Annotated in this window: 18 protein-coding genes; 13 read left to right on the top strand and 5 right to left on the bottom strand. The window is 38.8% G+C overall.

Translation table 11 applies throughout. From position 1 onward, the window contains the following. Window positions 1-537: 537 nt before the first annotated feature. From H540_RS0118575 to H540_RS0118555, 5 genes are all read left to right on the top strand, one after another. Complete coding sequence (locus H540_RS0118575) at window positions 538-1,269, top strand: hypothetical protein (RefSeq protein WP_028401921.1); 732 nt, start codon at window positions 538-540, stop codon at window positions 1,267-1,269. Window positions 1,270-1,721: 452 nt separating this feature from the next. Beyond that, entirely contained in the window at window positions 1,722-2,018 is a 297-nt protein-coding gene (locus H540_RS0118570; RefSeq protein ID WP_028401920.1) for a hypothetical protein, read from the top strand. A gap of 225 nt (window positions 2,019-2,243) precedes the next feature. Beyond that, entirely contained in the window at window positions 2,244-2,612 is a 369-nt protein-coding gene (locus H540_RS0118565; protein ID WP_051317181.1) for a hypothetical protein, read from the top strand. A gap of 105 nt (window positions 2,613-2,717) precedes the next feature. After that, window positions 2,718-2,894 carry a hypothetical protein gene (locus H540_RS33375; protein ID WP_155891071.1) on the top strand — a complete coding sequence of 59 codons (177 nt, stop codon included), beginning with the start codon at window positions 2,718-2,720 and terminating at the stop codon, window positions 2,892-2,894. Between the two features lie 194 nt (window positions 2,895-3,088). Continuing rightward, the gene (locus tag H540_RS0118555; RefSeq protein WP_028401918.1) at window positions 3,089-3,688 is read left to right on the top strand and encodes a hypothetical protein; all 600 of its coding nucleotides are present in this window, start codon (window positions 3,089-3,091) and stop codon (window positions 3,686-3,688) included. 68 nt (window positions 3,689-3,756) lie between these two features. Here H540_RS0118555 and H540_RS0118550 read toward each other — a convergent pair whose 3' ends face one another. From H540_RS0118550 to H540_RS0118540, 4 genes are all read right to left on the bottom strand, one after another. After that, entirely contained in the window at window positions 3,757-3,954 is a 198-nt protein-coding gene (locus H540_RS0118550; protein WP_028401917.1) for a hypothetical protein, read from the bottom strand. A gap of 299 nt (window positions 3,955-4,253) precedes the next feature. Then, window positions 4,254-4,541 carry a hypothetical protein gene (locus H540_RS0118545; RefSeq protein ID WP_028401916.1) on the bottom strand — a complete coding sequence of 96 codons (288 nt, stop codon included), beginning with the start codon at window positions 4,539-4,541 and terminating at the stop codon, window positions 4,254-4,256. 238 nt (window positions 4,542-4,779) lie between these two features. Beyond that, window positions 4,780-4,890, bottom strand: a complete 111-nt coding sequence (locus H540_RS35610) for a helix-turn-helix domain-containing protein (protein WP_162144545.1) — start codon at window positions 4,888-4,890, stop codon at window positions 4,780-4,782. Between the two features lie 554 nt (window positions 4,891-5,444). Further along, window positions 5,445-6,566: an NADH-dependent flavin oxidoreductase gene (locus H540_RS0118540; RefSeq protein WP_028401915.1), complete on the bottom strand. Its 1,122-nt coding sequence runs from the start codon at window positions 6,564-6,566 to the stop codon at window positions 5,445-5,447. A gap of 236 nt (window positions 6,567-6,802) precedes the next feature. Here H540_RS0118540 and H540_RS0118535 point away from each other — a divergent pair, with 236 nt between their 5' ends. The 8 genes from H540_RS0118535 to H540_RS0118500 all read left to right on the top strand — a co-directional run bounded on the left by H540_RS0118535 (window position 6,803) and on the right by H540_RS0118500 (window position 14,572). Beyond that, complete coding sequence (locus H540_RS0118535) at window positions 6,803-7,225, top strand: MerR family transcriptional regulator (protein WP_028401914.1); 423 nt, start codon at window positions 6,803-6,805, stop codon at window positions 7,223-7,225. Window positions 7,226-8,375: 1,150 nt separating this feature from the next. Then, the gene (locus tag H540_RS0118530; RefSeq protein WP_028401913.1) at window positions 8,376-9,098 is read left to right on the top strand and encodes a flavin reductase family protein; all 723 of its coding nucleotides are present in this window, start codon (window positions 8,376-8,378) and stop codon (window positions 9,096-9,098) included. 5 nt (window positions 9,099-9,103) lie between these two features. After that, window positions 9,104-9,547 carry a MarR family winged helix-turn-helix transcriptional regulator gene (locus H540_RS30190; protein WP_034671376.1) on the top strand — a complete coding sequence of 148 codons (444 nt, stop codon included), beginning with the start codon at window positions 9,104-9,106 and terminating at the stop codon, window positions 9,545-9,547. A 407-nt stretch (window positions 9,548-9,954) separates the two neighbouring features. Beyond that, complete coding sequence (locus H540_RS0118520) at window positions 9,955-10,719, top strand: alpha/beta fold hydrolase (RefSeq protein ID WP_028401912.1); 765 nt, start codon at window positions 9,955-9,957, stop codon at window positions 10,717-10,719. Between the two features lie 5 nt (window positions 10,720-10,724). Next, window positions 10,725-11,144 (top strand): nuclear transport factor 2 family protein, encoded by a 420-nt coding sequence (locus H540_RS0118515; protein WP_028401911.1) that lies wholly within the window; start codon window positions 10,725-10,727, stop codon window positions 11,142-11,144. Between the two features lie 4 nt (window positions 11,145-11,148). Next, the gene (locus H540_RS0118510) at window positions 11,149-11,937 is read left to right on the top strand and encodes an enoyl-CoA hydratase/isomerase family protein (RefSeq protein WP_028401910.1); all 789 of its coding nucleotides are present in this window, start codon (window positions 11,149-11,151) and stop codon (window positions 11,935-11,937) included. 551 nt (window positions 11,938-12,488) lie between these two features. Then, window positions 12,489-13,397, top strand: a complete 909-nt coding sequence (locus H540_RS0118505; RefSeq protein WP_028401909.1) for an alpha/beta hydrolase — start codon at window positions 12,489-12,491, stop codon at window positions 13,395-13,397. 200 nt (window positions 13,398-13,597) lie between these two features. Beyond that, a complete protein-coding gene (locus H540_RS0118500) occupies window positions 13,598-14,572 on the top strand; it encodes an NAD(P)H-dependent glycerol-3-phosphate dehydrogenase (protein WP_245592283.1) in 975 nt (324 codons plus the stop codon). An 89-nt stretch (window positions 14,573-14,661) separates the two neighbouring features. Here the strand turns inward: H540_RS0118500 and H540_RS0118495 are convergent. Further along, the coding region (locus H540_RS0118495; protein WP_028401907.1) for a DDE-type integrase/transposase/recombinase at window positions 14,662-14,928 on the bottom strand (267 nt) is incomplete at its 5' end.

Genomic DNA, 14,928 nt, shown 5'->3' with positions numbered 1-14,928 from the left:
CATTTTTTCCATTTCGATTTCCTCCTAATGTGTAAGTTTTTGAGAAAGATAAGCGATAAAAAAGAAATAAAAAAGCGCATAAAAAGTTACTCAGATGTATTAAATAATTGAGTAATTACAGAAACATCGGAATACGAGTTTTGTAATTCAAATTATTATGATACATAAGAACTTTTTAGCGCTTCTTGTCGTCAAGTCAGCGTTTCTTTTTTACCTAAATCGATTATATGATTGAAATTAATTACTTTCAAGGTATTATATGGTATTTTAACGATATTTACAAAAAGTTCACACTAATACAATTAAGAGACTTTTTGTGAACTTATAGATACAGTGACTACCGATAACACTGATTATGTGAACAAGAATGCCCTTCAGATCGCTTAACTGGAGGGATTTTTTTGTAGACTTATAGATACATTGACTTCCGATAATGAGGGATTACGTTAACTTGCCATGAATCTGGGATACGTGCAGGGATTGTCCCAATAACTGATGAATCTTATGGTGATAGACGGACAAAAGGAGGGGTGCTTTTTGAAGAAGGGCATTTTATTTGCTGTTTTAGCGGTTCTGATGTTGGGTGTAGTTGCTTGCTCCAATCAGGATGAGAAGAAGTCAATCAATTCTCCAGCCACGTCTAAAAGCGTTTCATCAAGTATGAAAAAGGATAATAAAAATGAAACGATAAGTGGAACAACAGCAGGCATGAAAACCGCATTTGCAATTTCTTTCCATCCGAATTATATCGAAGCTGTGTCCTCTATTTACAAAATGTATCAAGCGGCGGATGTTGTTTTAGTAGGGAAATTTGAGAAAGATAATAAATCTTTTGTAGACCATGATTTGATTGAAACTGAGTCACACATGAAAATAACTAAATTGCTAAAGGGAACTCTGACCGATTCAGAAATGAAGAATGGGATAGATATAGTGTATTATGGAGGCGAAGTGACTCTGGATACTTATCTGAATAACACCCCACCAGCACCCGATAAAGTTGATAGCAATGGTATTCTTCATAAGCAAAAACAATATTCTAAACAAGAGCGTGAATCTCAAAAGGTTGTTTTTAAACCTGAACAACAAGCTAATAAAGATAAAGATAAAAACTCGGAAATCATGGTTTTCTTATCTCGTAACCCTGCTCCAAATAATTATTTTGTGATGGGAGATGCATTTGGATATAGAAAAATCAACAATAAAGGCGAGGTATTCAATCCTATTACAAATTCTTATGAAAAGGTGAATTTTTATTCGACGAACTAACAAGAACCGATTTTGGGGTCTGTGTAGCAATGGAGCAGGATCATGCAATAAGCATTAGCGAACATTCTAAATGACCCTAAACTGAACGAAAAGAGTAAAATTACCCTCTTTTTATCAGAATATCTCGCTATGATTTAAGAGATTGGGAACTACTCATGTCCCCTAAGTAATATTAGTGGACATCGCAAGCATGAAAATTAGGCTTTTATGTCCTCTAATACACGCAATAATGACGAAAATCAATGTCCGCTAATACTTATTGCGTAAAAAAGTTCCATTGCTACACAGACCCCGATATAACAAATCAATTCTTCTTAATGGTAAAAAATGGTTCATTTCCTTGTTTGTAGAATATATTGGAGAAACATAATGATTAGACAAGCCAACATAGACTATTTATAACAGAGAAAAGTGTTTGGATAAATTGATTGTTATAATAGGAGGTGCGGTATATGAAGAAAAGACTTGGTTTGGTTCTGTGTTTTGCAGGGGTTCTTACGTTATCAATGGGTTTTGCGGAAGGAAACGATTCGCAAGGCACACAGGTGTCTGCACAAAATCAGAAAGGACCTATAAAGATTAACAACTTAGACGGAGACCGACTTATGGTTGTGAGCGTAGAAGAACAAAATGCGGTAGAACATTCACCTGTACAGGCAGGGTTTATATCAAGAGAAGACGGTACAAGAGTCTTTTTTTATAAAGGCGGTTCAACATTATTTAATTCAGGACTCCTTCTTGTACGATAGAAGTAATATATGAGTTCTAATTTTCACTTCCAAGAACGCTAATTATGTAAAAACACAACAGCCCTTCAGATCATCTAACTGAAGGGTTTTTGGTAGTTTCCTACATACATTGACTACCGATAATGTGATGTTATGTCAACCTTACATGAATAGAGCATACATACAGGGATTATCCTAATAACTGCTGAATTTTACGGGAACATATGGATAAAGGAGGGGTGCTTTTTGAAGAAGGGTGTTTTGTTTGCTGTTTTAGCGGTTCTGATGTTGGGTATAGTTGCTTGCGCTACTTCATCTACAAGCACAGCATCAGTCAGCCAAAACAATGAAACAAAAGATGTGAGAGAAGCCATCTGGAACCAACTATCTTCAAGAGATAAGGAACGTATCGCAGGAACGTGGAAAGATGCAACAGTTTCTACTGTCACCTTGACGAAACAGACGGCTAAACATCCAAGCACTGATAAGTCATACATTGGCAAGGAAGTTTATATGGTTGATTTCAAAATAAAAAAGATACAATGTCCAAACAATATAGCCTTTTATGCTGACAAAAAGACGTTCAAACTTATTGGCATGGGCATTACAGAGTAATCTGCCCTCGACTTCCGCCTTCGAATCTTATGTTAACTGGCTACAAAGAGTTGTACTACTAACTCTTATTCCCGAATGTATTAATATTGAGGAGGGAGAAATTGCATGATTACAGCTCTTTGTTATTTAGCCGGTATCGGCTTTTTAGCATATATTGTGCGCAAAACTAATTCTGATCCCATAGATCACTCGGATTATCCCATGAAAAGTGATAATAAACTCATTGGCTTTGATGGGGATGATGGAGATGATGGAGACGGAGGAGATGGGCTTTCAGATTAGGAAACGACTACCGATAACACACATTATGTCAACAGCAAGGCCGCCCATTAGGACGGCTTTTTTTACTTAGCATATGATATCCATGTTTTGACGACGGGACCCCGTTCTGTAATGTCAACGAACCTGATACAATGAAGTGGTAAATTACCATATAAAGGATTCGGCAGTATAGATGATAAAGGAGTGAATCCAGTATGAAAAGTTCTCTAACGATGAAGATGAAGACCTCGTATTCCCTTAATTTTCTGATATACCTTCAAAATGAATTTCTAAATAGCCATTACGATGAGACTGACTACAAGTTTCCCTACAAAAACTCCAAATGTATGATGATAGAAAAAGAAGCATTTGATACTTCCTTTAAGGAGTTATGGAGCAGTATTGTGCAGAGGATATCCCAAGATTCTATACAAGACCTTATAATTTTCAATGAGGAGAAAAAAACCTTTTATAACCTCTTGTTTCAAAAAGACCAAGAAGCATTAGATAATTTCAATGAAGCATATCTGTCCTTTAAGACTTGGTGGAGGAGTTTTGCAGGTAAATTTGCATTACAAAGATCTACTGATGAAAAGGCTGGAAGAATACATGAACATTTATCCGAGTATCTAAAGCAAACTAAGAACCAGAATCATATAGAATTAACTATTATTGTAGTTTACGATGAATTCCCACTAGAACTATGGCATCTAGCTCCATTTTATGTTGTTGTTCCAATAAGACATTTCTATATCAAAGAAAAGGAACTTATTCTCAGATTACAACAGGCATTGGATACGTCAAATAATAAATAATAAACACCACATATTTACTTCCGATAACACTGATTATGTAAACAAGAGCTGCCTTGCTAGGCAGCTCTCTATTTTTCTCGTATATCGAATGATTTGATATGCCGTGTAAAGATAATAGTTCCGTCAATTTCTATGTAGTCAATATTTCTATCGATAATGTCCATCATTAATTTATTTCGTAAAACAGACAAGTTTTCTTCACAGATCGTCTGTTCCAATTGTCCTTTTGGTAAATGAAACGTCACTAAAAAGTCCTCTGTTTTCACGATAATTCCCCCTTGGATTGATATGCTATTTCATGATAACTCAGATAAATATCGCTTGTACAAAGAGGATAATTGAAGTTTGCATACTGAAATTTCAAATTTTAGTGTGCGAAATTTCAAATTTACATCACTCTACTTGAGATTATGAAAAAATTCGCTATGGAAACAAAAAAGAAAAGGAAATTATACGCCATGAGAATAATACAGCATACCAGTAAAGCCGTCCTAATGGACGGCTTATTGTATTTTTTTGCTTAGCGTGGTTTTTTTCCAAAATGCTGGCGGGACCCCTCATAAAACTAACCTAGTATTTCATCAAGGCGTTTTTTAGCCTTATTATGTAAAATCACATCCTCTCTAAGCCAAGCGATTCTAACCGTATCTTCAACAGCATACTTCGGGATCGTCTCAATACCTGTTAAGTAACCCTCATTCTCTAACCTAAGAATGGCTACAAAGAAAGAATGCCCATCCCCTGCTATTCCTGCTCTCGCACTGTCAATGGCTCCAAAGTTAGGCTTCCTCTTGTCAGCTTCCTCATTAATTGCTTCTAAGATCTTATCCATTACTTCTGAAATTCTGTCCATTCCATCCTCCCCTTCCCATATCCACACATTCGGCAATACAGAAAGGATATCCTGTAAAGGGCACAAAGCAAAGATAGTCTACCCTGCCGCTGGCCTAAGACATACACGGTCGCATCGCTCCCGGCGCCTCCCCCAACAAAAAACAATAAAAATAGCCCCATAAATGAGGCTGAAAAACGGGCAAGCTTACACTAGGCATAAGCCCCTATAGTACAAAGGAACACATGATGGGACACTTTTATAACTGCTTTAGTAATCTCGATACAGTTGATTTAGACAACCCTGTGTACTCTGCTATTGTATTTAAAACAAATAAATCAGTATGGGCCTTTGTGTAGCAATGGAACAAAAAGACGCAACAAATGCATTAGCGGACATTTCAAATGATCCTGAAATAAACGAAAAGAGTAAAATTACCCTCTTTTTATTGAAATTGATTGTCCTGATCTAAAAGATCAGGAACTACTGATGTCCCCTAATTAACATTAGTGGACATCGGAAGCATGAAAATTAGGCTTTTATGTCCGCTAATACTCTCAATAATGCCGGAAATCAATGTCTGCTAGCTTATTGCGTGATCCTGCTCCATTGCTACACAGACCCCGAATAACGCATTTTTTTCGTTTTGGGGGTATTTAATTACTGTACCTTGATGGCGATGTGGCGGTACCCCTTGTATAAAATAATCCACCGAGTGTTTCAAAAGGTACACCTTTTTAGATGACAGAAAAACTAATGATAAGACGCCTATTTACTCTGTAAAATAAACCTTATTATACGCATAAAAAAAATTAACCTTTTTATACGTTATGTCATATACTCGGACTATGTACACGATATGTAAATCTAGTTAACATAATGTGAGTTATCGCAAATAAAAAAGTAGCCCATGGGACTACTTTTTTATTTACCAATATTAAACCAACCTGGCATTGCTTGAATAACATTCCATAGTTTTTCTGGAATATTAAGCTGGTCTAGTTTCGAAACATTCAACTCAGAAGCTATCTCGGCTTCACGTCCATTTGCGACCTTTTCTACCCAATCAGGGTTCATAATTAACGTATGTCCAATGGCAACTAACGGCAATCCTAATTCCATAGTTTTAAGAGCATCATCTGGAGTTACCATGGAACCAGCAGCCAACACTGGTACCTTACCGTTTGCTTTTTCAAGAATCAATTCAATCCGTGTTTTTTCATCTTGACTATCTACTGGATTTGAAGACACATTATCTAATGAAGCATGTATATAATCTAAATCCTGTTCAACAAGGAAATTAATTAATTCATACGTGTCTTTCATACGTAATCCGTCCTCTTTGGAGGATTCTTCAGGTGAAAATCGGTATCCTAAAATGAATGGTTTTGTAGCATGTTTTTCAATGACATTTTTGATTTCTTCAATAATCGCCAACGGAAAACGCAAGCGATTTTCAAGTGATCCTCCCCATTGGTCCGTCCGTTGATTCGTTGCTGGCGACCAAAAATTCTGTATTAAAAATCCATGAGCTCCATGAATTTCGACGCCATCAAATCCGGCTTCAATCGCTCGTCTTGTTGTGTCTCCAAAAGCACGTACAATCGACAAGATCTCCTCATGTGATAGTTCTCTTGTTTCTGAAGTTGAACCTAAATTAGTAACTTCGGGTTGCAATGCACTCGCACTAACTGCATCCAAACCAGGTAAGGCTTTATTGCCTGCATGGAAAATCTGTAGGATCGCAGGAGCTCCTCCACTTTTCGCTGCCTCAGCTAATTTTCGTAAACTTGGAGTGAATTCATCATTGTACCCTGCGAATTCATTCGTAAAACCCTGTCCATTAGGTGTAACATGAGTACACCCTGTAATGACGAGCCCTACTCCATTCACTCTTTGTTTGTAATACTTTACTTCGTCATCCGAAATGGTAAGATCGTCATTACTTGACCAGGTTGTCATAGGTGCCATAACGATTCTATTCTTAATTGTTATTCCACTTCTGAATGTGAAGGATTCAAATAACCTACTGTATTTTTGATTCATTTCTTTAACCTCTCTATCGAATATTCTTCTAATGTTGAGTTAATCTGGACTACTATTATTACCATTCTGAGCCGTTACAACTATCACTATTAGAAGTTCTACTTTAGTGTAAGTGGTTAACGTTAGGGTAAGTCAAGCGTTAATGTTTATATGATTATATAAAGGGTTTTTGTTTTTATTTCTCCTTTATGATATATTTTTAGTTACAGTAACTGTAACCAAAGGTGGGGTGAGTAATGTTGTATTCAATGAAATATGTAGTGGAGAACTTAAATATATCTGCAAAGACACTTAGATTTTATGAAGAGCAAGGAATACTGCCAAATGTATCTCGTGATGAAAGAGGTCGTAGAGTTTATAACGAACAACATATCGATTGGATTTCTTTTATTCTTTGTCTCAGAGAGACAGGAATGCCTATTTCTAAGATAAAAGAATATAAGGACCTTTATGTAGCAGGAAATACTACTTTCTTGCAAAGAGAAGAAATGTTGATACAGCATAAATTGGAAGTGCAGAAGAAAATTGAAGAAAGCGTAAAATACTTGGAAGAAATAAACTATAAAATAGCCATGTATGAACTTCAGAAAGAAGAAGTTAGAAAAAATCCTAATTATAATTTTAAATGTCACGGTCTGGAGGTAAAGATTGAGAATTAATGTACGCTAACGGGTGCTGGTTTAATTTCAAAAAAGACTGTCAATAGACATTCTTTTTTATGTCATTCGGTGTCATAACTTAATATATTAGGCATTTAAAGTAGAAAAAACAGCCCCGTTTCCATCAGTCATTTTTTCTATTTTTAGTTCGTATATGATACACATCTTGAGTTAACATAATCACTCTTTCCAGAACTAAGAAGGCAAAAGAACCCTTGGTGCAGTAAGCTTCCACCAAGGATTCTTTTGCCGGATTATGTAACTTTTTATGACTACGTTCTTTGGATAGTTGGAAGAAACAAGAACATATAAAAAGCGCACCTTTTATAAATATGTTGTAACTTCTCTGAAATAGTCCTGTTATAAAGAGAAGTTAGAATGAATTTGCAGTTATTTTTTGTAATAGAGTTTATTTATTGCTTAATATAAAAGAGATTAACCATACACTTTAGATAATCTTCTTCTTATTAAAAGTACATTAAACTTAAGTGATTATAAAATTTCTTTTAAATTGATGTAAATATAACAATTTTTAATTTTTATAGTTCATACAATAAAACTATATATTCTATTGTTGGGTCTTTTTATTTAACATCACAGAAATTATAAGAAATTAATTGTATATTCCAATGTTGTTTGAACAAACTATTCCAGATGATTACTTCATCGATTTATCACTTTGTAGACAGAAAAAAACACATAGTATCTAAAGGATAATTACTTCATTCATGAATCAGTGCCTATTTCTTTAGTTTTTATAATAAATTTAATCGAGGTAGAACACGTTAAGCCGACAACCATTTTCTTTTCTCTTGTAATTTAGGGGCATATGAGACTAAAATGATTTATGTAATGAGATTTTCAATCCATGGCTCAGCTGCTTGAAGCCTTGGGGGATTGAATTTGAGGTGTTTCAATGTGAATAGGCGCTAAAACTCTTCCATTTTCGTCATCGGGAATCTCCAGGGGCGTAACCGTGATTGGGCACGGGGTCGGCAGTGCGATAAGGCGATTGGCTATTCACTATAGTCTCATTACGGGTACATTTCTGTTTTGGGTATAGTTTTACACACACTTTCGAGACGTGATTGGTATGTCTCATTTTTTACGGCGAAAGATATCCCGTAAGTTATTATAGGAGGTAATAATAATGATTATTAATGCAGAAGAGCTCGATGCAGCTCGCGCTTACAAACTTTTAATTGCAACGGTCGTACCAAGGCCTATTGCCTGGATTAGCACACTTTCCACGGATGGTACTGCGAATATTGCGCCGTTTTCCTTCTTCTCGCCTGTCGGTCGAAAGCCTCCGATGGTCTCAATCACCATTCAACGTCGTGCGGATGGGGTAACGCTAAAGGATACTTTTGTAAACATCCGCGATACAGGGGAATTCGTCGTTAATTTTGTTCCTTTTCCCCTTGCTGACAACATGCATAAATCGGCAATTGAATACGCATCAGAGGTCGACGAGTTCGAATCCCTTGGGATTGAAAAAGCACCCAGCGTCGTTGTGAAACCGCCGCGTGTTGCACTTGCACCCGTAGCTATGGAATGTAAGCTTGAACGCGTCTTTACCGTTGGTGAATTTGAGGATAATGTTGTTTGGGGCCGTGTCGTCCGCTTTCATGTCCGTGACGATCTTTACAACCATGAGAAGGGCTATGTAGATACAGCAGCTCTTACACCTATTGGTCGACTTGCTGCTGAATACACCCTCGTTGACAATGTCTTCACGACGCCATTAGATCCTGAATTACTCAAGGCTCGCGAAGGCTCACGCATGCATCGTCTCGATGGCCGTCCTACAGATTGGGCAGCCTCGAATCAGAAAAACTGGTCACCATCTGGCAGCGTTATGGAGGAGGAGTGAATTTTATGGTCGCCGACAATGATATCCATGAACTATGTAACTGTAAGAAGTTAAGGAGCGCGGCACGCCACATTACACGCTTCTACGACGCCTGCTTGTCTGAGTCAGGGTTACGCGCTACTCAATACTCCATCTTAGCCTATCTCGAGCATCGTGAACCAAAGACGATGAAGGAACTAGCCGACCTTATGGTTATGGATCGTGCCACAATCGGACATAATCTTCGTCCTCTGGAGCGTGATGGCTTGATTACGATTCAAGTTAGCGAAATGGATCGACGTGCCAGAATCGTGTCAATCACCGACGAAGGGCTTAAACGCCTCGCACTGGGAAGACCTGGATGGGAACGCGCTCAGGCCGAATTCGAGAGTCAGTTAGGCGCGGAGTATGTAGCATCCATGCGGAAAATGATGAATGAAGTAGCGCGCTTTAATTTTGACATCGAATGAGCTACCGAAGGTCGACCATGTGGTTTGTCGCATGATGAATCTTCCTCATAAGGAATAGAGACGCAATGTTACGTAACTCTACATGGACGGTGCCTAGGCCGATCCGCTTAGCTGCACCGAAATCACCTTTGCTCTGCTACCGAACGCCTTTATCTGTTTAAAGTGTAAGGCGGTTCCCAACATGGATGGTATTACGTGGTAAAATTGTGAGCAAGAACGGGACGCCACTTAACCGCAATAATGTCCTCCGTTAAATAGGGGCATATGAGACTATTTGCACCATCTTGTATTTACCATCTTTGTAAAAGCAGTGCGTTCTCTGATTTTGGAACTCTACACGAGATTCCCAACAGGCAGACTGTTATTGTATTAGATTCTTTATTATGCTCACAAAGGAGGAAAGAAAAATGAGTGCACACATTCCTTTTATGACATCTAGCAAAGGATCTCGGGCCATTATTTTTGTCCATGGATTTATGGATGCCGGCAAGGTATGGGACGATGTTATTGCCTCTATTACTGAAAAGGACTTGCAAAAGGTATATCTTGATTTGCCGGGAATGGGAGCTTTAACGGCTATCGAGGGAGAAATTTCGCTTGCTCGCTATGCGAGAGATGTTGCTTCAGTCGTCGAACAAATTGGAAAACCCTTTGTGATTGTAGGGCAAAGTATGGGAGCGCAAATCGCAGAGTTGGTCACCCGTATGCAGCCTGGACTTGCGCGAGGACTGGTGTTACTCACACCTGTCCCTCTCGAAGGAGTAAAAGCGTCAGCCGAAGTGGTCGCACCGTTAAAGCAACTTGGTGAGCACCCAGAGATTGAGAAAGTACTACGCAAGCAATTTTCACGCGGGCTTACACAAGAGAGTTTAGACCGACTTTGTGAATTGAATGTAGATGTGAGACCGGACGTTGTCGTATCACTTGTTGACATGTGGAACGAAGGCTATCCTGGTGGCGATTCACCGAGTCAATTTACTCGTCCCGTTCTGATAATGCGGGGTATGGATGACCCGTTTGTAACCAACGAGATGGTTGCAGGCATAACATCTCGTTTTAGACGTGTTATAAAGCAAGACATACACGGGGGCGGTCATTGGTCGCATGTTGAACAATCGGAAGCAGTTGCACAATATATAAACCAATATCTTAAATTGATTGAGTGGGAGTGATTGTTATGAATAAATCGAACAAAAACGAATGGGAAAACGCATTCACTGAAAAGTTTCAAGACGCATTTGCGGAGACATTTGCTGAAAATGTGGTGCTTGAAGCTGTTATATTGAATTCCCCTATTAAGGGACGAGATAATGTGCAGAAGGTGATGAAAGAAGCCAGTAAAATTTATGAAATCTTGACGTTTACAAGGGGTACAACTGCCGGTTTGCAAGAATATATAGAATGGGAAGCACAGACTTTTAGTGGAGTTCAGCTAAAGGGTGTCACTATCCTTACGCGTAACGAAAACGGTGCCCTTGCTCATATTGCGATTCATCATCGCCCTCTGAGAAGTGCATTACAGTTTTCCACTCTGCTCGGAGAACGCCTTCGTGGTCAAGTTGATCCGTCCTACTTTTATTCTGAGAAAGGAGAATAATGCTATGTCTCATCTATCTTATAAAATAGACAACCAAATTGCCGTTATTACTCTGGGCAATCCACCGCAAAACCGTCTTTCTCCACAAATGCTCGATGAATTCGACGAAGCATTGAGTGCTATTGAATGCAGCGACGCACGCGCACTATTGCTCCATGCGGAAGGCCCTGACTTTAGCTTTGGAGGAGATATTGTACCGTGGCCAGACATGACAGCACAGGAATTACGGACCTTGTTTGAGCGGTATTTAGCAACTTTTAACCGGTTTGAGGAGCTATCGGTTCCGACCATTGCTGCCGTACAAGGGCTATGCTTCGGTGGAGGATTTGAATTGGCCATTCGTGCAGATGTCATCTTTGCTGGGGAAACCGCACGCTTCGGCCACCCCGAGCAAACACTTGGTATTATTACAATCCTTGGCGGAATTTACAGGGTTGCAGAACGAGTTGGACGAACTAAAGCGATTGAATGGGCGTTTACATCCGAACAAGTTCCGGCGGTGATTATGGAGCATCACGGTGTGGTGAACCGGGTTGTGGCAGACGATAAACTGTTTGATGAAGCAATGAACTTTACTGAAAAATTATCCAAAGGCCCGACACGTGCTCATGCGGTGCACAAAGCCTTATTGCAAATCTGGGCGGCCGGAGGTCTCTCCGCTGCTGATAAGGCAGTTCTTGAATTAGGGCTTCCATTATTTGAAAGCGAAGACGTGAAACTTGCTTTACCTATCTCGGTTGAAGCGTTTAAAATGAAAAAAACGCGGCCTACATTTCCGTTTATAGGCAAGTAAGACCGAAGGTAAGTTCCGGCATTTCGGGCTCATGGAATGTTTTTTTAAAACGCACTGTGCAAACATGAAGCTTGATGAAAAATATACAGTGACGTCGCCTTGGCACTTGCGACGTTTGAACGTAATTGGCGATCAAAAATTAATCAAATGCTCGTTATCAATAAAAATGTGCCGAAAGCAACTAAGCTCTACATGGAATTAACTTTTCCTATATGACAAAAAACAGGCTAAAGGAATATACAGAGTGGAGAGCAAAACAAGCGACGGTGTTGAACTTCAAAGGATTATGATTTTGCAATAAAGATGAAACTTGTTTATATCATCTTATAAATGACCTTGGAAATTGTACTTATCTTTCTGCCTCTTAAAAGAGCAGATAAAGGTAAAACTTGCTTCGTCCTATTTTTATTCAAACTCAGTTTTTTTATGGTCGAAGGTTACCTAATTTAAGAGGAGGTAACTACGGGCAGATACTAAGGGATTCACGATGCCAACGGAATTCTTTTTGCCCATCCTCCTTATCATAAATTATTACCGGGAGTGAAAATGTTATGAATACAGATTTGGGTTTTATAAGAAAAGATGTAGAAATTAATGCGGAAGGAACCCTGATCAAAGGATGGCTGTATTTGCCACTAAGAAAAAAAACCGAGCCGTATCCGGCTATTGTGATGGCGCATGGATATGCAGGTTTGAAGGAAATGTATTTGGAGTCGTACGCTAAGAAATTCGCCGAAAACGGATTTGCGGTCGTGCTGTTCGATTATCGAAATTTTGGCGACAGCGAAGGAACTCCAAGGCACGAAATCGATCCGTGGCAGCAAGTTGAGGACTACCGGCATGTCATAACATACGCCAGCTCGCTTTCGGAAGTCGACAGCGAATCCATTGGAATTTGGGGCACAAGTTATAGCGGAGGGCATGTTTTAGTTGTAGGTGCAACCGATAAACGAGTAAAATGCGTCGTTTCCCAAGTACCGACGATTAGTGGCTCGAAAATTGCGCATCGAAGAGTGAATGGAGATGCGCTCACGGAGCTGTTGTCCTCCTTTGCCGAAGATAGACTCAACCGGCAACGCGGCGGAGATCCTGTTTATTATTCAGTCGTTCCCGGTGGAGAATTTGAAAACAGCGTCTATAAATCGAAGGATGCGCTTGAATTTTATTTAAAAGGATCGGAGAAATTCAACAATAAAGTCACACTGCGTTCCATTGAATTATCAAGAGGCTATGAGCCAGGGGCCTTTATTGCCAATATTAGTCCCACGCCGCTGTTGATGTTGATTGCAAAAAACGATTTTATAACGCCTACCGATTTAGCGCTTGCTGCATACGAACAAGCACTCGAACCAAAACAACTGGCACTGATACCGGGCGGACATTTTGATCCATATACGCAATATTTCGATCAATCGAGTAACGCAGCCCTAGAATGGTTCAAGACACATTTGGTCGATTAACAAAAATACTATCGAATCTATTCATAATTTTAAAAATGAACAAATAAAGCTAATTAGCTACCAGCATAATAAATGGAAATAATGAAACTACATGGGGTACGAAAACGATTCGCAGAATGAGGGGCCAATTTGAAGAATAATAGAATTGATACCATAACCTGTCAAGAAGAGAAAGATAGCAAAAAAATATACAGGAAAAGGTGAGATTATTGAATATTTCAGTTCTCGGTTGTGGGCGTTGGGGCACTTTTATAGCTTGGTATGCTAACAAAGTTGGTCATAATGTAATTTTGTGGGGGAGAGAGAGCTCAAATAATTACATTAAATTAGATGAAACTAGAATGAATGATTATCTTAAGCTACCTGAAGATATTGAATTAAGTAATTCTCTACGCAAAGCAGTTTCATTTGCAGAGATCATTATCATATCGATTAGTGCACAGGAATTACGTTCGTTTGCTAATCAATTAAGCCTCATTAATGATATACAAGGAAAAACCTTCATCTTATGTATGAAAGGAATAGAAGCTACAAGTGGAAAGAGGCTATCTCAAGTATTCGGTGAAACAATAGGGAACAATACCAATATAGCAGTTTGGGTTGGCCCGGGGCACGTACAAGATTTTGCAAATAATATTCCGAACTGTATGGTGATTGATTCGGAAGATATCGAAATTACAAAAAAAATTGTTCAGGAGTTTAATAGTGATTTAATAAGGTTTTACTACGGACAAGATATGATTGGAAATGAGATAGGGGCAGCCACGAAAAATGTTATGGGAATTGCCGCGGGAATGTTGGATGGATTGAATTACAGCAGTCTAAAAGGTTCTCTTATGGCAAGAGGAACCAGGGAACTTTCACGCCTCGTTACAGCTATGGGAGGAAATGATGTAACGATCTATGGATTGAGTCATTTAGGCGATTATGAGGCAACATTGTTCTCCTTGCATAGTCATAATCGGAAGTTTGGACAAGCCTTTGTTTCAGGTGAAAAGTTTGAGAAATTGGCGGAAGGAGTATCAACAGTCAAGGCATTGAAAGAACTATCTGAACAGTATGATGTTGAACTTCCAATTAGTAACGCTTTATATGATATTTTGTTTGAGAATAAGGATGCAAAAGATACATTAGAAAATCTTTTTTTAAGACCTGTAAAATTTGAGTTCCAATGATAATTGAATTGATTAGATGAAATTTCTGGTTCTGGTGCAAAAAATACTCGATAGAAACATAGAGTGTCAATTTCCTTTAAATTGCTAGCTTATGAAGCTAATCCAAACAATTTATGAATGAATTCTTTTTGATTTTGGACAGACTTCTCCCTTTGGAGAGTCTGTCCTTTTTTGATCATGTGCATAGCCTCTATCCCCGCAATAATTCGTTTGGCAGTCCGTAAGGACTTTAATCCAAGCATCGGGCGAATTCGTTTTTTAATAAAGCGATGATCCTGCTCTACGATATTGTTGAGATATTTCACTTGCCTTAGTTGGATGCCTTCAGGCATCTGCTTTTCTTCTTTTAACTCTTG

The sequence above is a fragment of the Ectobacillus panaciterrae DSM 19096 genome (assembly GCF_000430785.1).
In the GTDB taxonomy this organism is placed as follows: Bacteria; Bacillota; Bacilli; order Bacillales; family Bacillaceae_G; genus Ectobacillus; species Ectobacillus panaciterrae.
This window is presented reverse-complemented; position numbering and strand designations above follow the sequence as displayed.

Excerpts from the sequence above, each read along its gene's own strand:
- H540_RS0118570 (WP_028401920.1), top strand. The coding sequence starts at position 1,722 with ATGAAGAAAAGACTTGGTTTGGTTCTGTGTTTTGCAGGGGTTCTTACG.
- H540_RS0118540 (WP_028401915.1), bottom strand. The coding sequence starts at position 6,566 with ATGAATCAAAAATACAGTAGGTTATTTGAATCCTTCACATTCAGAAGT.
- H540_RS0118555 (WP_028401918.1), top strand. The coding sequence starts at position 3,089 with ATGAAAAGTTCTCTAACGATGAAGATGAAGACCTCGTATTCCCTTAAT.
- H540_RS0118515 (WP_028401911.1), top strand. The coding sequence starts at position 10,725 with ATGAATAAATCGAACAAAAACGAATGGGAAAACGCATTCACTGAAAAG.
- H540_RS0118545 (WP_028401916.1), bottom strand. The coding sequence starts at position 4,541 with ATGGACAGAATTTCAGAAGTAATGGATAAGATCTTAGAAGCAATTAAT.
- H540_RS30190 (WP_034671376.1), top strand. The coding sequence starts at position 9,104 with ATGGTCGCCGACAATGATATCCATGAACTATGTAACTGTAAGAAGTTA.
- H540_RS0118520 (WP_028401912.1), top strand. The coding sequence starts at position 9,955 with ATGAGTGCACACATTCCTTTTATGACATCTAGCAAAGGATCTCGGGCC.
- H540_RS0118510 (WP_028401910.1), top strand. The coding sequence starts at position 11,149 with ATGTCTCATCTATCTTATAAAATAGACAACCAAATTGCCGTTATTACT.
- H540_RS0118535 (WP_028401914.1), top strand. The coding sequence starts at position 6,803 with ATGTTGTATTCAATGAAATATGTAGTGGAGAACTTAAATATATCTGCA.
- H540_RS0118505 (WP_028401909.1), top strand. The coding sequence starts at position 12,489 with ATGAATACAGATTTGGGTTTTATAAGAAAAGATGTAGAAATTAATGCG.
- H540_RS0118530 (WP_028401913.1), top strand. The coding sequence starts at position 8,376 with ATGATTATTAATGCAGAAGAGCTCGATGCAGCTCGCGCTTACAAACTT.
- H540_RS33375 (WP_155891071.1), top strand. The coding sequence starts at position 2,718 with ATGATTACAGCTCTTTGTTATTTAGCCGGTATCGGCTTTTTAGCATAT.